The sequence below is a fragment of the Pedobacter steynii genome, from assembly GCF_900103665.1.
In the GTDB taxonomy this organism is placed as follows: Bacteria; Bacteroidota; Bacteroidia; order Sphingobacteriales; family Sphingobacteriaceae; genus Pedobacter; species Pedobacter steynii.
The window spans coordinates 156,641-179,434 of sequence record NZ_FNGY01000005.1 but is presented as its reverse complement, the minus strand read 5'-3'; the positions used below and the strand labels follow the sequence as shown (position 1 = coordinate 179,434).

At 41.9% G+C, this 22,794-nt stretch carries 18 protein-coding genes; 12 read left to right on the top strand and 6 right to left on the bottom strand.

What is annotated here, in order from left to right; all coding sequences use genetic code 11:
• Positions 1–15 precede the first annotated feature (15 nt).
• Positions 16–2,484: an SLBB domain-containing protein gene (locus tag BLQ87_RS15165; protein WP_074608270.1), complete on the bottom strand. Its 2,469-nt coding sequence runs from the start codon at positions 2,482–2,484 to the stop codon at positions 16–18.
• A gap of 96 nt (positions 2,485–2,580) precedes the next feature.
• Positions 2,581–3,717 (bottom strand): GDP-mannose 4,6-dehydratase, encoded by a 1,137-nt coding sequence (gene gmd, locus BLQ87_RS15160; RefSeq protein WP_074608268.1) that lies wholly within the window; start codon positions 3,715–3,717, stop codon positions 2,581–2,583.
• 312 nt (positions 3,718–4,029) lie between these two features.
• Here gmd and BLQ87_RS15155 point away from each other — a divergent pair, with 312 nt between their 5' ends.
• Entirely contained in the window at positions 4,030–4,260 is a 231-nt protein-coding gene (locus BLQ87_RS15155) for a DUF4287 domain-containing protein (RefSeq protein WP_074608266.1), read from the top strand.
• On the top strand, positions 4,244–5,041 hold the full coding sequence (locus tag BLQ87_RS15150; protein WP_245723862.1) for an SDR family NAD(P)-dependent oxidoreductase: 798 nt from the start codon (positions 4,244–4,246) through the stop codon (positions 5,039–5,041). Before BLQ87_RS15155 ends, BLQ87_RS15150 begins: the two co-directional genes overlap by 17 nt.
• An 83-nt stretch (positions 5,042–5,124) precedes the next feature.
• Here BLQ87_RS15150 and BLQ87_RS15145 read toward each other — a convergent pair whose 3' ends face one another.
• Positions 5,125–5,304 (bottom strand): hypothetical protein, encoded by a 180-nt coding sequence (locus BLQ87_RS15145; RefSeq protein WP_074608264.1) that lies wholly within the window; start codon positions 5,302–5,304, stop codon positions 5,125–5,127.
• Positions 5,305–5,319: 15 nt separating this feature from the next.
• Here BLQ87_RS15145 and BLQ87_RS15140 point away from each other — a divergent pair, with 15 nt between their 5' ends.
• The 4 genes from BLQ87_RS15140 (at position 5,320) to BLQ87_RS15125 (ending at position 9,420) form a co-directional block, all read left to right on the top strand.
• Positions 5,320–6,126 (top strand): phytanoyl-CoA dioxygenase family protein, encoded by an 807-nt coding sequence (locus BLQ87_RS15140; protein WP_074608262.1) that lies wholly within the window; start codon positions 5,320–5,322, stop codon positions 6,124–6,126.
• A 124-nt stretch (positions 6,127–6,250) separates the two neighbouring features.
• Positions 6,251–7,471: a sterol desaturase family protein gene (locus tag BLQ87_RS15135; RefSeq protein ID WP_074608260.1), complete on the top strand. Its 1,221-nt coding sequence runs from the start codon at positions 6,251–6,253 to the stop codon at positions 7,469–7,471.
• 113 nt (positions 7,472–7,584) lie between these two features.
• Positions 7,585–8,004: a hypothetical protein gene (locus BLQ87_RS15130; RefSeq protein ID WP_074608258.1), complete on the top strand. Its 420-nt coding sequence runs from the start codon at positions 7,585–7,587 to the stop codon at positions 8,002–8,004.
• 126 nt (positions 8,005–8,130) lie between these two features.
• Positions 8,131–9,420, top strand: coding sequence for an MFS transporter (locus tag BLQ87_RS15125; protein WP_074608255.1), 1,290 nt, complete (start codon positions 8,131–8,133; stop codon positions 9,418–9,420).
• Positions 9,421–9,426: 6 nt separating this feature from the next.
• Here the strand turns inward: BLQ87_RS15125 and BLQ87_RS15120 are convergent, their stop codons facing one another.
• On the bottom strand, positions 9,427–10,125 hold the full coding sequence (locus BLQ87_RS15120) for a hypothetical protein (RefSeq protein ID WP_074608253.1): 699 nt from the start codon (positions 10,123–10,125) through the stop codon (positions 9,427–9,429).
• 283 nt (positions 10,126–10,408) lie between these two features.
• Complete coding sequence (locus BLQ87_RS15115; RefSeq protein ID WP_074608958.1) at positions 10,409–11,692, bottom strand: nucleotide sugar dehydrogenase; 1,284 nt, start codon at positions 11,690–11,692, stop codon at positions 10,409–10,411.
• A 123-nt stretch (positions 11,693–11,815) separates the two neighbouring features.
• On the opposite strand from BLQ87_RS15115, the gene BLQ87_RS15110 reads away from it, so the two are divergent.
• A complete protein-coding gene (locus tag BLQ87_RS15110; RefSeq protein ID WP_074608250.1) occupies positions 11,816–12,796 on the top strand; it encodes an LCP family protein in 981 nt (326 codons plus the stop codon).
• A gap of 16 nt (positions 12,797–12,812) precedes the next feature.
• Here the strand turns inward: BLQ87_RS15110 and BLQ87_RS15105 are convergent, their stop codons facing one another.
• Positions 12,813–13,358, bottom strand: coding sequence for a hypothetical protein (locus BLQ87_RS15105; RefSeq protein WP_074608248.1), 546 nt, complete (start codon positions 13,356–13,358; stop codon positions 12,813–12,815).
• Between the two features lie 168 nt (positions 13,359–13,526).
• On the opposite strand from BLQ87_RS15105, the gene BLQ87_RS33780 reads away from it, so the two are divergent.
• From BLQ87_RS33780 to BLQ87_RS15085, 5 genes are all read left to right on the top strand, one after another.
• Positions 13,527–13,679, top strand: coding sequence for a hypothetical protein (locus tag BLQ87_RS33780; RefSeq protein ID WP_172664885.1), 153 nt, complete (start codon positions 13,527–13,529; stop codon positions 13,677–13,679).
• 98 nt (positions 13,680–13,777) lie between these two features.
• Positions 13,778–14,341: a phage tail protein gene (locus BLQ87_RS15100; RefSeq protein ID WP_074608245.1), complete on the top strand. Its 564-nt coding sequence runs from the start codon at positions 13,778–13,780 to the stop codon at positions 14,339–14,341.
• Between the two features lie 54 nt (positions 14,342–14,395).
• Positions 14,396–14,959, top strand: coding sequence for a phage tail protein (locus BLQ87_RS15095; protein ID WP_172664884.1), 564 nt, complete (start codon positions 14,396–14,398; stop codon positions 14,957–14,959).
• A gap of 578 nt (positions 14,960–15,537) precedes the next feature.
• A complete protein-coding gene (locus BLQ87_RS15090; protein WP_074608240.1) occupies positions 15,538–16,101 on the top strand; it encodes a phage tail protein in 564 nt (187 codons plus the stop codon).
• A gap of 38 nt (positions 16,102–16,139) precedes the next feature.
• On the top strand, positions 16,140–22,794 hold a 6,655-nt coding region (locus BLQ87_RS15085; protein WP_074608237.1), incomplete at its 3' end, for an MBG domain-containing protein.

Sequence of the window (22,794 nt, the reverse complement as noted above, 5' to 3'; positions counted from 1 at the left end):
AATAATCTTACAAGGTTATCTAAGTAATGACACTACAATTGCAGCCATCGAAGCTACAGCTGTACCAATTCCAATCCAGCTTTGTGCGGTCATACGTTCACGATTGGCTCTTTTTGGAACCAAAATCTCCGCACCTGGCTTTACTTTTGGGTAATTATTAAAGAACAAAAATTTCCTTGCTGATTCTACTGATCCATTAGCATATTTAATGTAAGCTCCATTCTTCAAGGCATTGGCGGTAAATCCTCCCGCCCCGTTGATATATTGCTTAAAGCTTCTCCCTGGCAGATAAACAATGCTATTGGGATTAAGAACTTCTCCGGTAACCTTTACGATTTGTAGTTGTCGGGGTACCCGAATTACATCTCCATTTTCTACGATTAAATCATATCTGGATTGCGGCTTTTTTAATATACGTGTCAGGTCTATCCCAACCAGATCTGATTGAATTAGTTGTTGTTCTACTTCAGCTTTAACAGTATCCTTAACACCACTTTCCTGTACACGTTTTAAGCTTAAAAATTTTTTATCCTCCTCTTCTTTATTATTTATAGCATTTTTATCACCAGGGTTTGTCTTTTCAGCTCCTGGCCTTTTTAACGATGCACCATCAGTATAAGCCGTTTGGGTTAATCCCCCTGCTCTTTTTATCAGATCAGAAATACGTTCATTTTTCTGGGTAATGGTGTAGGTACCTGGGTATAAAACTTCGCCCTCCAATTTCACTTGTTTTTGAATCTGATACCCTTCAGAACTTCGTATTGAAATCACATCAAACGGCTTCAATATAAAAGTCGAATCAACAATTCTAAGGTGTTCGTCAACACTAACATTAAATACTTCAGCGGTTCTTGCAGATGCAGACATAGCATCGCTGTTTTTTATTCTTCTGGAAATCTCAATCCTATTTGGAGTGGCACCTTCTTTAAAGCCGCCGGCCATTTGGATCACATCTTCTAATTTCATATTATCAGCGTAATCAAAGGTTCCGGGAGCTCTTACTTCTCCCTGAATACTGACCTTATATTCATCACGTAAATCGAATAAAGAAGAAATAGTAATTCTATCTTCTCTTTGCAAATTAATATCCCCTTCCGTTCCTGCCATTATTTTAGCAACATCAAAAGAAAGCAGATGTTGGGTATTATCAGCATTTAAACGCTGAATATAACCCCGGTTTAAAAAAGCATCTTCAGTTAAGCCATCTGCTTTGGCAATCAGACTTTTTAGCGTTAAGCCTTTATCCAACTGGTATGATCCTGGACGGAAAACAGCTCCTGCAATCTCAACTTTATTCTCAAACCTGTCTAATATCGCTTCAACAACAAATTTATCTCCATTTTTAGGATTATATGTTGTAAAATCTGGCATTGAAATATCAGTTATACGACGTTCTTTATCTGTATTTTGGAAGGATTTTATTTTAGCAGTATATGCCTGTGTAGTAAAACCACCCGCATAATTGATCAGATTTTGTAAAGTTTCTCCTCTAACAATCTCAAAAAAAGCAGGTTGCTTAATCTCACCTAAAATCTCTACCCGTTTCTCAAAAACCGGGATATTGATCACATCCTGATCCTGCAAACGTATATTATCTTGTTGAATTCCTTTTAATAAAAAATCATAAACATCAATTGTAGCGACAACCTTATTATTCCGTACCACCTGGATATTACGGAATGTTCCATTTTGAGAAGGTCCCCCTGAAGAATATAGAGCATTATAAACTGTAGCAAGGGAAGGAAGCGTATAAGTTCCTGTTTTTACTGCCTGTCCTGTAATGGTAACTTTAATGCTTCTTATGTTCCCTAAATTAATCGATAAACTAGTACGACCTGAGCGTAAAGCTGGATAAGTCTTAGACATCGAAGATTTGATCTTGGATATTGCCTGATCAATCGTTAGCCCTCCAACCGCAATCCGACCAACAAACTGAAGGTTAATCACTCCATCAGGACTTACCTGAAGATTATAACTTGCTTCGTTATCACCAGTAAGATCTATCAATAGTTTATCATCAGGACCAATCACATAACCTTTAGGGGTAGCCATTCTTAAATTTGGTTCAAAAGTAATTGCACCATTTTTGAAAAGATCAGCACCAAAAATTTTTGGCCCAACTTCTTCTTCTTTCTCCTTCTTCTCATTATCAATGGCACCACCTTCAGTCGTTTCGCTAACTTCACGACTTGCACTTGTAGGCTTAGTTTCCACCTGAACACCAGAACCTTGTTTACGAATTTTCTCTACCCTAAGTTTAAGTTTCTGAACTTCATCAGCTTTCATCCCTTGTGCAGCAGCCATTTGTTGTAACTGCGCCTCAGAATACCCGATAGACTCCGCTTTTTTTATCATTTGCAGAATCTCTGCATCTGAAAGCTCATCTACTTTAACATTCGCATAATTAGTTTGGGAATAAGCGCTTTGTGCGACAAGCACAGTTAGAAAAAAAAGTACAGCGGTTATCGTATTTTTAAAATTCATATATCAGATTTTGTGCCCTACCCCGAAACTAATCAGAGCATTTATAATAAGATGTACAAATAAAGCTAACATCCTACCTCTTACAAGAGTTATATTTTATTCAAAGTAATTTAAAGTCTTAAATCCTCCTTGTTTCAGGTATTCATCTTTCTTCATCAAATGAAGATCAGAATGAACCATATCCTGAACCAATAAAGGCAGATCATACTTAGGTTTCCAGCCCAATTGAGTATTTGCCTTTGTCGGATCTCCCAATAAAAGATCAACCTCTGTCGGCCTAAAGTATTTTTCATCCACCTGAACAACAATAGTACCTGGTTTCAAATATTCATCATTTAGTCCTAATTTCTGTACCAATTCCTGGTCAACATCAATAATTACTCCCCGTTCGTATTGATCTTTGCCACTAAACTCAATTTCTATGCCTAATTCTGCGAAACTCATTTTTACAAAATCGCGAACAGTAGTCGTTACCCCTGTAGCAATCACATAATCTTCCGGTTTCTCCTGCTGTAGAATCAACCACATCGCCTCAACATAGTCTTTTGCATGCCCCCAGTCTCTCTGAGCGGATAAATTCCCCAGGTACAAACAGCTTTGCAAACCTAACGCGATTTTACATGCTGCACGGGTAATTTTTCTGGTTACAAAAGTTTCGCCTCTTACCGGACTCTCGTGATTAAACAAGATCCCATTACAAGCATACATATGATAAGCTTCCCTGTAGTTTACAGTGATCCAATAACCATACATTTTTGCAACAGCATAAGGAGAACGTGGGTAAAAGGGAGTGGTCTCACTCTGCGGTACCGCTTGTACCAATCCGTATAACTCTGAAGTAGAAGCCTGATAAATCTTAGTTTTTTCAACAAGCCCTAAAATCCTCACTGCTTCAAGTAATCTCAAAGGTCCTATACCGTCTGCGTTAGCTGTATATTCAGGTGTTTCAAAGCTCACTTTAACATGACTCATTGCTGCCAGATTATAGATCTCATCCGGCTGTGTTTCCTGAATGATTCTGATCAGATTTGTAGAATCAGTCAAATCACCATAATGCAGTTTGAAGTTTAAATCATGCTCATGCTGATCCTGATATAAATGGTCTATACGTTCCGTATTAAAAGAAGATGAACGTCTCTTTAACCCATGAACGAAATATCCTTTTTTGAGTAGAAATTCAGCAAGATATGCTCCATCCTGGCCTGTGACGCCTGTAATTAATGCAACTTTCATTGGTATAGTATAGGTTTAATTTAAGAAGGCAAATATATACCAATTTATTGGAATTGTAAGAAAATGATGACAATCCGGCACAGGTGTAAAGTAAAATGAACAATCAAAAGAGATTTGCACAAAAATTTGCATTTTTGATAAATTATTAACCAACAATCAAGATAAGTCTCATGACAAACATTTTAACAACATCTTAAAAAGAATACAGAAAATCCGACTGTCGCAATTCCCCCTTAACTTTGTCGCATACACCTAGACAAAAATCAGCACCATTCACTTAAATTTGTTTAAATCAATATAAAGAATAACAACATGTCATTTCAAGCCTACTTAAAAACCATCAAAGAAAAAACAGGTCTGGGACCTGTAGATTTCAAAAAAATTGCTGATGAAAAAGGATTCAGCGAAAACGGACAGCTTAATGCGAATATAAAAGCGACAGAAATTGTCAACTGGTTAAAACAGGATTTTGAATTAGGTCACGGACATGCCATGGCAATTTATGCGCTATTGAAAGGTATTAAAAATGAGGATAGCGTATAAAGGCATGAATGAATACGCTTTAGTAACAGGTGCAAGCAAAGGGATTGGAAGGGAAATTGCGTTATTGCTAGCCCGTTCGGGTTACCACCTGCTATTGGTTGCCCGTTCTGAAGCTGAGCTTCAGCAATTGGCAAAACTGATAAATGAAACGTATAAAGTCCATGCTTTTTATCTACCTATAGACCTTTCTGTTGAAAAGGCCGCTGATCAGGTAGCAAACTGGTGCAAGAAGCAGACTCCTGCCCTATCCATCCTGATCAACAATGCAGGATACGGTCTATGGGGTAATTTTGATCAGTTAACACTCGCTGATCAAATGAATATGCTAAAACTCAATATTGATGTGGTGCTGGAATTAAGTCATCATTTGCTTCCGGTTTTAAAGCAACAAAAACAAGCCTATATTTTAAACCTTTCCAGTACCGCAGCCTATCAGGCGGTACCTACCCTCTCTTTATATGCCGCCGGCAAAACCTTTATTCTGTCTTACAGCCGTGCTTTACGTTATGAACTTAAAGACAGCACTGTTTCTGTAAGTTGTCTTTGCCCCGGTCCAACAGCAACAGGATTTTCCAATCGGGCGGGTATGGATGCTTTAGCAGACCTGGCAGAGAAGTTTAACATGTCCCCGGAAATCGTTGCTGAAATTGGGCTTAAAGGAATGTTTAATAAAAAAGCGGAAATCATCCCTGGATTTCTGAACAAAATTTCTGCATTTGGCACGAGACTCCTTCCTAAGTTCCTGATTGAAAGGATCACAGCCCGCTTGTATCAGCAATAATTATTAATCTTCTTTTTTTTCAAAATAAATTTGAGAAGACAATTATTTTCCTACATTTGTAATGTCTACTAAATTAATAGACTTTATTTCAATGAAGAATAACAACCATATTCATACCGCACACACGATGCGAATGCGCTGCTCCGAAAGGGCTGGTTGTTGCTATTGTTGTTGTTGATCTCCATTACCTTATCGATTTCATCATTCATCAGCTCCTGACGGCTTATCCCGCAGATGGCATTGTTCACCTCAACATTTAGCATTAAAAATTCAGTATCATGGAAAATTTATCTATAAAATTCACTTTAGGAAATAAAATAACTACCGAACAAACCGACTTCTTTAATAAAAACGGGTTCATTCATTTCAGAAACTTTATTAAGCCGGAAACCGTAAACGACATCATTCAGGCTTCTCTTGAAGTTCAACGAAAATGGATTACAGATCAAAAAATTAAAATCAACGGCATCCCTATCAAATATGGCAGAGACCTCGATGGCTCTGCTATTGTTCAACGTTTTGCATTCATCAACCAGGAGCATCCCTTATTCGCGGAACTGCCCAATGATCCTCGTTTTGAGACCCTCCTGGAACTAATTGGTCCGGGTGCCAGACTCGGAACAGCAGAAAAAGACGGTATGGTGCTCAATCATTATGTCAACGGGCCTGAGAGTAAGTTTACCCAAATGGGCTGGCATACCGATGGTTTACGTGATATCTTCCAGGGACAAAAACTCAATCCAATGCTCAATGTAGGCATACACCTGAGCAGCCTGAAACCAGAAAACGGAGGATTGCGCGTACTTCCGGGAACACACAAACAAAGTCTATATGGCATGCTGTTTCGTAAAAAGTATTTTCTGGACAACAAGCCTGATGCAGCTGAAGTGGCAATTGTCCCCGAAGCCGGCGACCTGACCATTCATGATGGCCGTTTATGGCATAGAGTAGCACAATCCTCCGTAATTGGAGAAGAAAGCCGCAGAAGGGTAATTTATTTACCAATTATAGCTGGGAAGTATGAACCAAAACATGATAAAAGTCCAACCGCCTTTTATCAACGTTTTGCAGGTCTTGTTAAATAATAAGGTCATGTTAATTGCATTAGCAATCAGCTACCTGATCCGTTCAGGAAAGCTGCACACCCTGCAAAGAGGGATTGACCAATGGCGGCTACTCAGTTTTATAAAAATAAGAAACAAGCCATAAATGATCCAGTTAAACTACCTGGCCTTTGCCATTCCCGCATTTTTCCTCTTCCTCTATCTGGAATACCGTCTGGCTCTCCACTTAAAAAAGCCGGAAGTTTTTAAATATGAGAGTTCAATTGCAAACATCAGTATTGGCATTGCGGAAAGGTTACTTAACTTATTTATCTCTGCAAGCTTTTACAGCTTGTTTTATTGGGTATATAAAAACTATGCCCTTATTAATATTCCCAATTCCTGGTGGGTATGGGTGTTGTTGATCCTGACTACCGACTTAGTCTGGTACTGGTATCACCGCTTAGGCCACCAGGTAAATTTTTTATGGGCAGCGCACATTGTCCACCATCAAAGTGAAGAATTTAACCTGACCGTTTCTGCAAGAATCACCATTTTTCAGGCATTGATCAGAAATATCTTTTGGTGTTTAATCCCTTTACTGGGATTTCATCCGACAATGGTCATTGCCATCCTCATGGTTCATGGTGCTTATTCTTTTTTTACCCACACACAGCTGATCGGAAAACTAGGCTGGCTGGAACACATCTTCATCACTCCTTCTCTTCATGGGGTACATCATGCCAGCGACGAGAAATACCTTGATAAGAACTACGGAGACGTTTTTGTCTTTTGGGACAAGTTGTTCGGGACTTTTCAACGCGAAGAAGAAACGCCTAAATATGGTCTTACCCATCCGGTAAAAAGTTATAGTTTTTTATGGCAGCACTTTCATTATTACCTGGAAATCCTCGAAGCCTGTAAAAAAGAAAAAAGCATTAAGGCAAGGCTGAAAATCATTTTTGGAAATCCAGCCACCCTCGATCAAAACATCCGGCCCATCCTGGAGAGCAGATACCTCCAGCAAAAAGCAGAACCCTCCTATCGTTTTAAATTCAGGACTTACTTAAACTTCCAACTCATCCTTTGCATTGCATTGCTCAGTTTTGTTACCGCCTTTTATGTTGAGCTGCACTTCGAAGACAAACTATTCACCGCCGCTGTCATTCTGATCACCCTGATCAATTGTGGTGCACTGCTGGAACAAAGGAAATGGATCTATTACCTGGAATGCTTCCGGCTAATCCTTTTATTCGCTTATGCCTTCTGGAAGTTTCACATTTTTGAACTTGTCATCCTACCCGTAGTTATCCTGCTCATTCTCGAAAATGTATTTAGGCTAAGCCAGCTATACAGACAGTACCTGCTCAGGTATGAGGAATTCTAAATCTATATCCCCGGATACAGGTAGAAATAAAACCTCCTTTCCAGGTATTGATTGAAAAAAACGTCCATGATAGATTTGTAGTCACATTATAATCTATAAAAAACAAAAACCTCATGAGACTTTTACAATTTAAAAACAACCTGTTCACAAAAATCACCTTTATGTTTCTCGCTGCAGGAATAATCAGCTCCTGCTCAAAAGATAAAGACAAATTTGATGATCCCAGAGCCGGCTATCCTAAGACAGTAACCATCGACTACAATGTAACACAAACCGCTGGAAATGTTGGCCTCACCGACATCAGATATACCAATGAAACAGGGGCATTCACTAGCTTAGATAACCAGTCCTTACCTTTCTCCAAAAAAATCACCAAAAAAGTAGAATTTGGCGAAAGCGCAACCATTTCCACTTACACAGCTGGTCCGGGCACAATTAAATTGGAGATATTGGTCGACGGAAAAGTAGTAGAAACCGCATCGCCTGTTTCAAATACTTACATTAACCACAATATAAGCTATCAGTTTAAATAAGATAGGTTAATTATAACACCCCATTAATTTTCATACCCCTGCATCATTTGATAAGTTCAGATCGTGTAGAGGTATGAAAATTTACTTAAAAGCTTTATCTTTTGTTTTCCAAAACAAAAACAAGGTATGAAAGCAACCATTGAGCCCCGACGATTAAAAGCCATATTTGGGGGCTCTGTAGGAAACTTGGTAGAATGGTATGATTGGTATGCCTATTCTGCTTTCGCTATTTATTTCTCCTCTGCATTCTTTCCGGAAGGGAACGATACAGCAAAGCTCCTCAACACCGCAGGAATATTTGCGCTTGGCTTCCTGATGCGCCCCCTTGGCGGATACCTGTTTGGAAGAATTGCAGACCGGGTTGGCCGAAAACAATCCATGACACTTTCCGTCTTGCTCATGTCTTTAGGTTCACTTCTAATTGCTTTAACTCCCACTTTCGCTATCATTGGTATTTTTGCTCCAATCCTCTTGTTAACTGCAAGGCTATTGCAAGGATTGAGTGTAGGTGGCGAATATGGAGTCTCCGCGACCTACCTGACCGAGATGGCCACCAAAAACCGCAGAGGCTTCTATTCCAGCTTTCAGTATGTCACCCTCATCGGAGGGCAATTACTCGCGCTGGCACTTCAGCTTCTTTTACAAAAGGTTTTACTTTCTGAACAACAACTTCAGGAATGGGGTTGGCGAATTCCCTTTGTTGTTGGTGCCATACTTTCCATTGTAGCGTTATACCTGAGGAAAAATCTCGACGAAACCAGCGCTTTCGAAAATCAAAAAGCAAAGGGAGCTGAAAAAAAGGGAACCTTAAAAGAATTGTTAAAACACCCGCGAGCACTCATCACAGTCGTAGGGCTAACCCTGGGAGGAACCCTGGCTTTCTATACTTACACCACTTACATGCAGAAATTCCTGGTCAACACCGTAAAAATGACCAAAGAAGAGTCCACCCTCCTTTCCTTTCTCTCTTTATTCCTTTTTGCCTGTTTACAACCTGTATTTGGTGCTTTATCCGACAAGATAGGTCGCAGGCCTTTATTGATCGGTTTTGGTGTATTGGGAACGATTTGTACCGTACCTTTACTTACCGCATTAAGCCAGACCAGTAGTCAATGGACCGCATTTCTCCTATTGATGGCCTCATTAATCATTGTAAGTGGCTATACCAGCATCAATGCGGTCGTAAAAGCAGAACTATTCCCTGCTGAAGTACGCGCATTAGGCGTTGGCCTCCCTTATGCCTTAACTGTTGCCATATTTGGAGGCACGGCAGAATATATTGCCTTATGGCTGAAAGACCGGGGCCATGAACCATATTACTACTGGTACATCACCTTCTGCATTTTCAGCTCATTACTCGTTTATGTATTTATGAAGGATACAAAAGCAACTTCAAAATTAAATGAAGACGCCTGACAGGTTCTATTTATTACTTCCTAAATGGATGGTAATCCCTACAGATACAGGGTTCAAAAGGAACTCTGCCTTATTTGTTTTCGCTAATGTCCGCACATTACTCGCGTCCTGAGTTACGAATTCCTGTCGTTCATAGGAATAAAAGAAATCCAGACTGCTTTCTACAAACAGAGATACTTCACTGATCACATTGAATTTTATTCCGATTAACGGCGTAGCGATAAAACCAACTTTAGTCGCTTCAACTTTACTGGAAGCAATGGCATCACTCTGTAAAGCACCTTTCAAAACGTTCGCATTTTGAGACAGTCCAATAAACTTATTAGAGCGATAACCAAGATCCACTCCAAAGTAAGGTTGAATTCTGGAAAAATTAAGGTTCTTTTCAAAACCAACTTTGAATGCATAGTCGGTCACATCACCAGTGACAATCTCACAAGTATTGCAATTGTTATAGAAAGTTTTAGATTTTTTGAGGTAACTTCCTCCTAATCTATAGCTAATCTGGTTGTCATTGAACTTCATCACCAGACCGCTGAAATATGTATTCACATATTTACTATAATCAGTCTCGTTTAAAATTTTGGGCATTTGCATCATGCTGAAGCCTCTCGCAGCAATGGAATAATTGTAGTCGCCATTCATTTGTGAGAACGCAGAACCAGCAAATAACAGTAGTAAAATAACAAGTAGATTTTTTTTCATTTAGACACCCCCCCGGGTTTATTTAGAGCTATAAAATTAACAGAAAAATTTCCATTTGCAATAAAAAAAAACATTGTTTGAGGGATTTCTTTCTACCAGATAGCCTTCCGCTGAGAACAATGATTTACAATGAGTTAAATGTCCCGGAAAAAGGCCAATGTTAGGAATGAAGGCGTCAACAAGGGAATAAAGCATTGCTTTTATTATTTTCCAATGAGTATCTAAAAACGTGCCAAAAACAAGTTTTTTCTTGCCGGATCTGATAATATCTTATATTTAAAATTTACAATCTTGCATCGGTGTATTTTCTTTCTATAAATGATTTGGTGTCGAAGATAATTGCGCCCGATTCTTTATATTTTTTATAATCCACCGCCAAAAATTCCTGATGAGAAACGGCGACTATAATCGCCTTATAGTTTTTATCTATAAGAACATTGTCCAACTCAAATCCGTATTCTTTCCTGACCAGTTCCGGATCAGCCCATGGATCAAAAACAGTAACTTCCATTCCGAACTGTTGCAGCTCTTCATAAATATCAATGACCCTGGTATTCCGGATGTCCGGGCAGTTTTCTTTAAATGCAAAGCCCAGAATCAGCACTTTTTCTCCTTTTACCGGATATCCTTTAGCAATCATCAGCTTCACCACTTTATTGGCAACAAACATCCCCATATTATCATTTACCCTTCTTCCGGAAAGGATAACCTGTGGATGGTAGCCCAGGGACTCCGATTTATGCGCCAGGTAATAAGGATCCACGCCAATGCAGTGGCCACCTACCAGTCCTGGTTTATATTTTAGAAAATTCCATTTTGTTCCCGCAGCTTCAATCACATCGGTAGTATCAATCCCGATCCTGTCAAAGATGAGAGCAAGCTCATTTACAAAAGAGATATTTACGTCTCTTTGTGCATTCTCTATCGCCTTAGACGCTTCTGCCACTTTAATACTCGGTGCTTTATGTGTTCCTGCGGTAATGATCTGTGCATACAAACGATCCACTTCCTCTGCCACTTCGGCTGTAGAACCGGAGGTTACTTTCTTAATCTTTGTCAGTGTATTGACCCGATCTCCCGGATTGATCCTTTCCGGTGAATAGCCACAGAAAAAATCCCTGTTAAATTTCAACCCGGAATGTCTTTCCAGAACGGGTACGCAATCTTCTTCTGTACAACCCGGATATACCGTTGATTCATAAATCACAATATCTCCCTTCTTTAATACCTTCCCAATCATTTCAGAAGCCTTTAATAAGGGGCTCAGATCAGGGGCTTTAAACCGGTTAATGGGTGTAGGAACCGTAATGATGAAAATATTGCAAGACTCCAGGTCTGAGCTCAAAGATGAAAACTTCAATCCTGAATTTTCACCTTTCGAATTCAATAACTTCTGCAACTCCTCCAGATCAGCTTCCTTTGTCCGGTCTTCTCCAATACGAAGCTCTTCAATTCTCGGTTGATCGATATCAAATCCCAGTACCTTATATTTCTTAGCAAATTCAATAGCGAGCGGTAAACCCACATAACCCAACCCTATAATTGCAATTTTATACGCTTTGTCCATAAACATCTTTCTTTTCCTTTATCTGCGGATTTAAGAACGTTTTAAAGGTAGCAAGAATTTTATTTGTTCTCAGGTACGGTTATTGAAATACACTGGTCCTGAATTGTAAATAAAAATAAAAAAATGAAGGCTTTTATATTTGTGATTTTCTTTTCGATCCTTTCTTCATTTACCACAAACGCTCAGGACAGCCTGGCTCAAACTCCTGCAATACCGGCACGAAGATCTCCAGTACCATTAAACAGGTCAACGGAAGCATTGGGCATTTCTCCAAAAGTTCAGCAGAAAATAAAAACCATAACCAATCCACCTATAAATATTGCACTGTTCGCAGTCGACAGGCGTACGGAACAAGAAGCTGGAAACTCAGATGTAGTGATGATCATTTCAATCAATCAGCTCAATGGAAAGATTAAAATGGCATCCATAATGAGGGATACTTATGTCAAAATCGAGGGTAAAGGTATGCATAAGATCAATGCAGCCTATGCTATAGGTGGTCCTCAGCTAGCTATCAAAACCATCAATCAGAACTTCGACCTTGACATTAAAGACTATATGAATGTAGATTTTTACAGCGCCTCAAAAATTGTTGATGCCTTAAATGGCATCATGGTAAATGTGAAAACCGAAGAGCTTCCCTACCTGAATAATTACCTGGACGAACTGGCCATTTATGAGAAAATTCCAGCGGTACATGTACAAAATCCGGGTCTTCAGAAACTGAACGGAAAACAAACCGTTGCCTATACCAGGATCAGAGCTGTGGGTAAAGGAGATTACGAAAGAACCGAGCGTCAGCGAAGTGTTTTGATCTCCATTTTCGATAAATTAAAAAACTCAGGTCAGGAAATTTTTCCCGTTTTTGCCTCAGAAGTCCTTCCGAACATTGAAACGAGTATGGCCAATTTCACACTTTTAAATTTTGCAGGAAGTATTCTTAAATCAAAAAATAAGACGATCGAACAGGCCCGGTTCCCATTGGATAAAGAAGGTGTTGGAAAAAGGATCAATAACATCTGGTACTTAACCACAGACCAGAAAGTAACCGCCAATTCGATTCACAATTTCATCTATAAAAGTATCACCGCAAGCAAGAAATAAATTTGGCTGTCTCCATCTAAATATTGTCATCCCCACGCTCTTCTTTAATGCAAATCCAATTTTGCATGTAAGGAAAGGATTTTACATTTAAGATTCCGGCATTTTTTTCATCATAAGCCATTTGCTGATACTGAAGCATGGGTAATCCAATATAGATACCATCTTCAAAGTTTCGGATGAGGTGGTCTCCATCACCTTTATATCCATCCTGATGAAAAACCACATGAGGAGGTATTTCCAGTTTCAGACAAGCGGCGTAGCTCCAGGCCAGGCTCATCAGCTCTGCTCCCCGGTGCAGGTCAATATCGGGTAGTTCTCCATCCAGCTTACATCTTACTGCATAAGTAACGGTGGCCAGATGCCCGGCTTCATGAAGGATGTCCCCGGGATAAAGTACTTGTGAAGGATCAATACTCAGACCCCCTGTTTTAATACGGATACCAGGAAGAAAGGAATCTCCTTCATGCCTTTCCAATAAGACTTCCAGACCTATTTCCCTAAGGAAGGTAACGATTGCATCTATAATTCGCTGATTTTTGAGAGCAGTTAATGGAGCATTCATGTTATAAAAAAACAAAAACAAACGGACATAAAGACAGAATTTGTCGAAATATTCCCGAAAATATTATTTGATATTTATTTTTTTACTAGTTTTATACAAAAATGGTGGCATCCTTTTTCAAAAAGAACACTATTTAAAGATAATTAACGCCTTAACTCTCTTCATTTTATGTACATTTTTGTTTTCACGAATGCGTTCGTATCAACAACACTGGCACCTTTTGGACAACCAACGGGCTCAATGTATAATTTCAATAATTTTTCCGGCTATCTCAATAAACTACAGGAATATGCCAGCAATGGCCTGGACCCTTTCAGATAAAAATTTAAGCGTACGATCTAAAACCGTGTAAGGGGGGACGATCCTTATCACTGACATATTTTTAAATTAACCAATCAAATTACATAAACTCAATTATTATGGAAGAGTATTTAGGAATCGTTAAAATCTTTGCCGGCAACTTTGCGCCAAGAGGCTGGATGCTATGCCAGGGTCAGATCCTTGCCATTGCACCAAATACGGCACTTTTTTCAATTCTGGGCACCACTTACGGCGGAAACGGTCAAACCACATTTGCTTTACCCAACCTTTGCGGCAGAGCTCCTGTCGGATGGGGACAAGGTCCAGGCCTGAGCAATTATGTCCTGGGTGAAACTACAGGTACAGAAAGCACCAGTATTCTAATCACCAATATGCCGGCTCACAATCACGTAGCCACTTCAACCCTATCACTAAATGCAAGTGATGCTGCTGCCACAGTTGCAACACCTGTGGCCGGAAATGCATTGGGAGCAGGTAAAGATGTAAATACAGATCCGGTATCTATGTATACCACTTCAGCTCCTACCGTTCCTCTTGCTGGAGGCACTGTAGCGACCACAGTTGGCATTGCCGGAGGAAGTCAGCCAATCAGTATTCTACAACCTATATTGGCAGTCACCTATATCATCTGTACATCAGGCCTTTTTCCTAGCAGAAACTAATCATTACAGATCACCATACCACTAAATCAATTAACCAATTATACAATCATTATCATGGAAGAGTTTATAGGAGTCGTTAAAATTTTCGCAGGCAACTTTGCACCAAGAGGCTGGATGCTGTGCAACGGCCAAATTATCAGTATCGCCCAGAATACCGCAGTTTTTTCAATTTTAGGAACAACTTATGGCGGGAATGGTCAGACGACCTTCGCCCTACCTGACCTCAGAGGCAGAGCCCCTATTGGCCAAGGACAAGGTCCAGGTCTGAGCAGTTATGTCTTGGGAGAAGTTACAGGTACAGAGAACGTTAGCATATTGATCAACAATATGCCAGCTCACAACCACATCGCAACCTCAACTTTGGCGCTAAATGCCAGCAACGCTGCTGCAACGGTTGCAACTCCTGTTGCCGGAAATGCACTTGGAGCTGGTAAAGATGTGAATACCGATCCGGTATCGATGTATACCACCTCAACACCTAACGTTCCTCTTGCAGGAGGCACAGTAACGACTACAACAGCGCTGAACGGAGGAAACATTCCGATAAGCATCCTGCAACCTACGCTCGCTATTACCTATATCATCTGCATGGAGGGTATTTTTCCAAGCAGAAACTAGACATTTTATGTTGATTGATCCGCATTGCTGAAAGACACATATCCTCAGCCGGCGACCATCATTTTTTTAGAGAAAAAGACCTTCCGATTAACTTCAGAAGGTTTTTTTCTCTTTCCAGTAGCTCAAAAACTACAAACAAGAACTAAAAAAACAGGGCAGTAGAGAGTAGAACCATTAAAAAAATTTATAAATATTGCTCAATATTTATTTTTTTCACTAATTTTAGTGGAAATTAAGATTTCAATTTACTGAAGATCAATGATTTTCAACAGATTGAAGTACTGATTAAAAGATAATTAACGCCTCAACCCTCTTTATCTTATGCACATTCCTGCTTGTACAAATGCGATTGTATTGCAAAAAACGGATCAGCTCATGAACCCGATTGGTTCTATATGGAATCTATTCACCGAATGGCATAAGCGTTAGCATTCCAGGCATCTTTTGATCATCGTCAAAAGTCTTTGGAAAAGAAGTTAAGCACGTTACTATCTGAAAGTACCTCAGGAATTTTATCCTGAGCATTGGCTTGTAAAAATAAATTTAACAATTATAAATTAATTAATCACAAATCAACTATGGATGAGTATATGGGAATGGTAAAAATTTTCGCAGGAAACTTTGCGCCAAGGGGATTTCAATTTTGTAATGGACAAATCATTGGTATCGCTCAGAATTCTGCTCTTTTTGCACTTTTAGGAACCACTTACGGTGGAAATGGCCAAACTACTTTCGGCTTGCCCGACCTTAGGGGCAGAGTCCCTGTAGGATGGGGACAAGGGCCAGGTCTGAGTAATTATGCGTTAGGGCAGGTTTCTGGAACAGAGAGCACCTCTATCTTGATCACCAACATGCCTGCACACAACCACATTGCAACTTCGACCTTAGCACTGAATGCCAGTAATGCCGCAGCAACAGTTGGAACTCCGGTTGCAGGTAATGCTTTGGGAGCAGGTAAAGATGTAAACACAGATCCCGTATCAATGTATACGACTTCAACACCTAACATTCCTCTTGCAGGTGGTACCGTAACTACCACAGTTGGTATTGCCGGAGGAAGTCAGCCAATAAATATTCTACAACCGATACTCGCGATTAGCTATATCATTTGTATGGAAGGGGCTTTCCCTAGCAGAAACTAGATATACCCACAGAATTTTATTAGAATTAACGCTCTCACATGAAAAATTTATACTTTCGCTTTTTAGCGGCATTATTTATCATCTGCCTTTTTTGCTTTTCCGCAAATAAAAGCACAGCCCAGTTAACTACCGGAGATTTTGCTATTGTTGGCTTTAACGGGAACTCAGCAACAGTGAATCTGGCTATTGTAGCCTTAAAAGTAATTCCTTCAGGTACAGTACTTAAGATTACCGACCAGGGCTGGGACCAATCCGCATTGGTAACGAATGGCTCCGACGGACTCATTACCTGGACCACTACCAGCAGCATTCCTGCAGGAACGATATTTAACATTGCAATCACAGGTGGTGCCTTACCAACGGCAACAGGACTCGAAGGTTATGGAACAGTGACAGTCGCCGGCTGGACCACAGGAACTGTTGTTGCAGGTGGCGGGGACAATTGGTTCCTCTACGACGGTAACGATGCTACTCCGAATTTTATCTATGGATTTGCAAACTGGTCTACCGCACTTCCCGGCACCAATGCCCCTGATCCTACCACAGGATGGCAGGCCGCCGGATCAGTTACTGCAGCAGTATCTTACCTGCCTACCACACTTGCAGCAGCAAATTGCTATATTACATTAACGATTGCAGGTACTCCGCCAACAGGTTATCATGGAGATTATAACAACTATGCAGGAACATTTACCGGAACAAAAGCTTCCATTCTAACCGCAATTAATATAAAATCAAACTGGACAACTACCGAAATACTTGCCAACAAGAAATCTCTGGACCCCGGTGGGGCAGCCTTCCCGGGTACGAATCCGATCTTTCAACTTGGAACAAATGTTACCGGAGTAACCTCTTCCGCGGCCAATGGAAGCTATAAAATAGGAGATGTTATCCCGATCAATATTACTTTTTCAACGGCCGTTACCGTTACCGGAACACCTTTATTAAACTTAAACACAGGTGCCAATGTCAATTATAGCAGTGGCACCGGAACAAATACACTAACCTTTAATTATACGGTTGCCAGCGGACAAAACACCAGTGATCTCGACTATGGCGCTACTACTGCACTAAGTCTCAATGGAGGAACAATCAAAGACGCCGGAAGTGTTGATGCTACGCTTACCCTTCCGGCACCGGGCGCAACAAACTCTCTTGGTAATAATAAAGCGATTGTCATCGACGGAAATGTACCCTTTCTGACTTCGGTCAATTCAAGCACTGCCAACGGTTCTTACAAAGCCGGGGACATCATCGTCATTAACATTACTTTTAATGAAGCCATTACCGTAACCGGAACACCTCAACTTGCATTGAATTCCGGCAGCTCTGCAAGTTACACCAGCGGTTCGGGAACATCCACCCTCAGCTTCAACTATACGGTACAGGCAACTGATGCCAGTGCCGATCTGGATTACACCGGGACTAATGCCCTCAGCCTAAGCGGAGGAACATTAAAGGACGCCGCAGGAAACAATGCTACATTAACCCTGTTTCTCCCTGGATCTGCGGGATCTTTAGGCTTTAACAAAAATATTGTGATCGATAATACCTCACCAGCTGTCAGCTCGGTCAACTCCAGTCTTGCCAACGGAACTTATAAAATCGGGGACCTGATTCCAGTAACGGTCAACTTCTCTGAAGCAGTAACCGTAACCGGAACACCGACACTCAGCCTGAACTCAGGTGGAACAGCAAGTTATGCCAGTGGCTCGGGAGCAGCGGCTTTAGTCTTTAACTATACCGTAGGACTCAACCAAAGTATCGCCGATTTAGATCAGGCCAGTACGGCTGCACTTGTTCTTGCAGGTGGAACCATTAAAGACGCTGCAGGAAATAATGCCACCTTAACCCTGCCCGCTCCAGCCGCTGCAGGATCTTTAGGGGCTAACAAAGATATTGTGATCAATACATTAACACCTACTATAGTCAGCATCACCAGAATTGGAAATGCCAATATCAACACTGCATCTGCACAGTTTCTAGTCACGTTCTCTGAAAACGTAACTGGTGTCAATACCTCCGATTTCAGCATCACTAATTCAGGAAGTATTACCGGGGCTGCAGTTACTTTCGTCTCCGGAAGTAACGCTACCAGAACCGTTACGGTAAACACCGGAACGGGATCTGGAACGCTAAGACTTAACCTTCAAAGCTCAGGAACAGGCATCATCAATACCATTGGGAATGAGATCCAGGGAGGCTATACTTCCGGAGAGATTTATACCATAGACAAAGCCAATCCGACCTTAACTGCGGTAAGTATTGCTTCCAATAATGCCAATACTGCAAAGGCAAAAACAGGAGATCTCGTTACACTCAGCTTTACTGCTTCAGAAACCATTGGCACACCAGTGGTTAGCATTCTTGGAAATCCAGCTACAGCCATCACCAATACCTCGGGAAATGACTGGACGGCAACTTATACGACCCAGGCTGCAGATGCAGATGGTGTTGTTCCTTTTAACATCGCCTTTACCGATATTGCCGGAAACGCCGGAACTGCGGCAACCGCAACCACAAATGCCAGCAGTGTTACTTTAGACAAGGCATTACCGACATTAACTACAGTAGCCATTGTTTCCAATAATGCTTCAAATCAAACCGCAAAAACAGGAAATATCATCACTTTAAGCTTCACAGCTTCAGAAGGTGTTGCACTTCCTGTAGTAACGATTGCAGGAAGCGCCGCTGTGACTACTTCTGCAGGTGGAAATAGCTTTACTGCTACATACACATTGACAGGAGCAGAAACAGGGGGAGTTATTCCTTTCAGTATTGCCTTTACTGACCTCGCAGGAAATGTGGGAACTCCGGTTACGGCTACCACCAACAGCAGCAGTGTCACTTACGACAAAATCGTTCCGACACTAACCGCGGTAACCATTGCTTCTAACAACGCTGCTACCAGCAAAGCAAAAGTAGCGGACATTGTTACCCTGAGTTTCACTGCTTCAGAAAGTATTGCCATACCAACAGTCACCATTGGCGGAACGGCTTCCGTTCCAACCAATACAGGAGGTAACAACTGGACAGCAACTCATACCGTATCAGGAACTACTCCTGAAGGAATTCTTGCTTTCAATATTGCCTTTTCAGACCTTCCCGGAAATGCAGGGACCCCGGTTACAGCAACTACCAACAGCAGCACCGTAACTGTTGACAGAACAGCTCCTGCTGTACCAACAGGCCTGGCGGCTGCTTCGGGAGATACGCAAAATGTCATCACCTGGACGGCAAATACAGATCCGGACCTGAACAACTACGTTCTTTATGGTGGCCCGGTTAATCCGAATGCCTTCCTACAGAATATTCCGGCGGGCACTTTAACTTATACCCATAGCGGACTAACCAATGGTACCAGTTATTTCTACCGCATCGCTGCTATAGATTTAACCGGAAATGAAAGCGCAAAATCAACTGGTATCGTTGCGACGCCTAAGGCTTCACAGACCATCACTTTCAATGCACTTGCCCCTTCAACTTATGGTGCAGGAACCATTACCCTTACTGCAACCAGCACCTCAGGATTACCGGTAACTTATACTTCCAGCAATACTGCGGTAGCAACCGTAACCGGAAGTACCGTAACCATTCTTGCTCAGGGAACAACAACCATCACTGCATTACAGGCCGGAAACGGCGCCTTCCTTGCTGCGACTCCTGTAACCCAGGACCTCCTGGTAAACAAGAAAGATATTGCGGTTACTGCGGTGGCCAAAACAAAAGTATATGGCGCTGCTGATCCAGCATTAACTTACACGTTCAGCCCGGCACTGGTTGGTCTTGATGCCTTTACAGGAACCTTAGACAGAGCTCCAGGTGAAAACACAGGTAATTATGCCATCACACAGGGAACTGTTGCCCTAAGCAACAATTACACCATTACTTTTACTTCAGCCGACCTCAGTATTACCACTAAACCAGTAACAGTTACTGCGGTTGCTAAAACCAAAATCTTTACAGATGCTGATCCGGCACTGACTTATACTTTTAGTCCGGCATTAATCGGAACAGATCTATTTACAGGTAACCTGGACCGTGCTCCCGGTGAGAATGTAGGCCCTTATGTCATTAATCAGGGCGACCTGAGCCTGGGCACAAACTACCAGATCACTTATGTACCAGCCAACCTGAACATCACTGCAAAAAGCATTACTGTAACTGCAGTCGCTAAAACCAAAGTTTATGGAGATGCTGATCCGGCATTTACTTATACGTCCAGTCCGGCGCTGAACGGAACAGATACTTTTACAGGCAACCTGGACCGGGTTGCAGGTGAAAACGTTGGTAACCATGCCATCACGCAGGGAACCCTAACGCTCAGTCCAAACTATGCTGTCGTTTATAACGGAGCTAACCTGGGCATCACAACAAAAACAATTACAGTAACGGCTACCCCTGCCAGCAAAGAATATGGCACGGCAGATCCTGTACTTGCCTATACTTTCAGTCCTGCACTGATCGGAACGGATACCTTTACAGGAACGCCAGACCGTGCAGCGGGTGAAAACATTGGCAACTATGCCATCGGACAGGGAACACTGGCTTTAAGCAATAACTACACCCTGAACTATACCAGCGCCGATTTCAGCATCACCAAGAAAACAGTCAACATAACTGCAACAGCTAAAACCAAAGTATACGGCACTGCAGATCCGGCACTGACTTATACTTTCAGCCCGGCACTAATCGGAACAGATGTATTTACCGGGACCTTAGACAGAGCCCCTGGTGAAAACACGGGTAATTATGCCATCGGACAGGGAACCCTGGCTTTAAATGCAAACTATACCCTTGCCTTTACTTCAGCTGACCTGAACATTACCGCGAAACCGGTAACTGTAACTGCAGTAGCTAAAACCAAAGTCTTTACAGCTGCTGATCCGGCATTCACTTATACTTTCAGTCCGGCATTAATCGGAACGGATGTATTTACCGGTAACCTGGACCGTACACCTGGCGAAGACATCGGCAACTATGCCATTAACCAGGGTAACCTGAGCCTGGGTACAAACTACCAGATCACTTATGTACCAGCCAACCTAACCATTACTACCAAAGCCATTACCGTAACGGCAATTGCTAAAACCAAAGTTTATGGTGAAGCTGATCCGGCACTGACCTATACCTTCAGCCCCACACTAAACGGAACAGATGCCTTTACAGGTAACCTGGACCGCGCTGCAGGTGAAAACATTGGCAACTATGCCATCACACAGGGTAATCTAAGCCTGGGTACAAACTACGCCCTTGTTTATAATGGAGCTGACCTGAGCATCACTAAAAAAACAGTTGCAGTAACCGCGACTGCGAACAGCAAAGAATACGGAACTGCAGATCCTGTACTGGCTTATACTTTCAGTCCGGCACTGATCGGTACAGATGCCTTTACAGGTAACGTATCCCGTGTCGCAGGTGAAAACATCGGCAACTATACCATCGGACAGGGAACACTTGCTTTAAATGGCAACTATACCCTGAACTATACTACCGCTGATTTCAGTATCACCAGGAAAACAGTCAACATAACTGCTACTGCCAAAACAAAAATTTATGGCGAAGCCGATCCTGCTTTCACTTATACTTTCAGCCCGGCATTAATCGGAACGGATGTATTTACAGGAAGTTTAAACAGAGCTGCAGGTGAGAACATTGGCAACTACGCCATCGGACAGGGAACACTCGCTTTAAATGCAAATTATACCCTTGCCTTTACTCCAGCTGACCTCAACATTACCAGCAAACCACTAACCATTACCGCGGTCGCTAAGACCAAAATATATGGTACAGCCGATCCTGCACTGATTTATACCTTCAGCCCGGCGCTGATCGGTACCGATGCCTTTACAGGAACCCTAACCAGAACTGCTGGTGAAAACATCGGAAATTATGCCATTGCACAGGGAACAGTAACCGCGGGGCCGAATTACCTGATCACTTACAACCCGGCTAATCTGACCATCACCTCCAAAGCGCTTACCCTAACTGCAACCGCAAAAAGCAAAACTTATGGCGATGCTGATCCGGCACTGACTTATACTTTCAGTCCTGCCTTAATCGGTACAGATGCCTTTACAGGAAGCTTAACCAGAACTGCCGGTGAAAACATCGGAAGTTATGCCATTGCACAGGGAACAGTAACGGCGGGTCCGAATTACCTGATCACTTATACCCCTGCCAACCTGAGTATCGGTACAAAAACCGTTACCGCAACCGCTACACCGGCAGCCAAAACTTATGGTACTGCTGATCCGGCACTGACTTATACTTTCAGTCCGGCACTGATCGGTACCGATGCCTTTACAGGAAGCCTCAACAGGGTCCCTGGTGAAAACACAGGAACTTATGCCATCAACAAAAACACCCTGGCACTGAGCAGCAATTATGTATTGAACTATACCGCTGCAAACCTGACCATCAATAAAACACCGCTGATCATTACTGCAGAGGATAAAGTGAAATTTGCAGGAACAGTGAATCCGGCACTTACCGTTAAATACGATGGATTTGTCAATGCAGAAGGCCCGGCAGCACTCAGCAGCCAGGTGGCCATCAGCACAACAGCGACGACAAACAGCCCGATCGGAACTTATGATATCGTTCCTTCTGCAGCAACATCAAACAATTACCAGATCAGTTTTGTAAACGGAACGTTAACCATCAGACCAGGTGCACCAACAAATATCCTGA

Coding starts and splice junctions, on each gene's coding strand:
- BLQ87_RS15135 (WP_074608260.1), top strand. CDS start 6,251: ATGATCCAGTTAAACTACCTGGCCTTTGCCATTCCCGCATTTTTCCTC.
- BLQ87_RS15115 (WP_074608958.1), bottom strand. CDS start 11,692: ATGGACAAAGCGTATAAAATTGCAATTATAGGGTTGGGTTATGTGGGT.
- BLQ87_RS15155 (WP_074608266.1), top strand. CDS start 4,030: ATGTCATTTCAAGCCTACTTAAAAACCATCAAAGAAAAAACAGGTCTG.
- BLQ87_RS15165 (WP_074608270.1), bottom strand. CDS start 2,484: ATGAATTTTAAAAATACGATAACCGCTGTACTTTTTTTTCTAACTGTG.
- BLQ87_RS15145 (WP_074608264.1), bottom strand. CDS start 5,304: ATGCTAAATGTTGAGGTGAACAATGCCATCTGCGGGATAAGCCGTCAG.
- BLQ87_RS15105 (WP_074608248.1), bottom strand. CDS start 13,358: ATGAATGCTCCATTAACTGCTCTCAAAAATCAGCGAATTATAGATGCA.
- BLQ87_RS15125 (WP_074608255.1), top strand. CDS start 8,131: ATGAAAGCAACCATTGAGCCCCGACGATTAAAAGCCATATTTGGGGGC.
- gmd (WP_074608268.1), bottom strand. CDS start 3,717: ATGAAAGTTGCATTAATTACAGGCGTCACAGGCCAGGATGGAGCATAT.
- BLQ87_RS15130 (WP_074608258.1), top strand. CDS start 7,585: ATGAGACTTTTACAATTTAAAAACAACCTGTTCACAAAAATCACCTTT.
- BLQ87_RS33780 (WP_172664885.1), top strand. CDS start 13,527: ATGTACATTTTTGTTTTCACGAATGCGTTCGTATCAACAACACTGGCA.
- BLQ87_RS15150 (WP_245723862.1), top strand. CDS start 4,244: ATGAGGATAGCGTATAAAGGCATGAATGAATACGCTTTAGTAACAGGT.
- BLQ87_RS15110 (WP_074608250.1), top strand. CDS start 11,816: ATGAAGGCTTTTATATTTGTGATTTTCTTTTCGATCCTTTCTTCATTT.
- BLQ87_RS15140 (WP_074608262.1), top strand. CDS start 5,320: ATGGAAAATTTATCTATAAAATTCACTTTAGGAAATAAAATAACTACC.
- BLQ87_RS15095 (WP_172664884.1), top strand. CDS start 14,396: ATGGAAGAGTTTATAGGAGTCGTTAAAATTTTCGCAGGCAACTTTGCA.
- BLQ87_RS15100 (WP_074608245.1), top strand. CDS start 13,778: ATGGAAGAGTATTTAGGAATCGTTAAAATCTTTGCCGGCAACTTTGCG.
- BLQ87_RS15090 (WP_074608240.1), top strand. CDS start 15,538: ATGGATGAGTATATGGGAATGGTAAAAATTTTCGCAGGAAACTTTGCG.
- BLQ87_RS15120 (WP_074608253.1), bottom strand. CDS start 10,125: ATGAAAAAAAATCTACTTGTTATTTTACTACTGTTATTTGCTGGTTCT.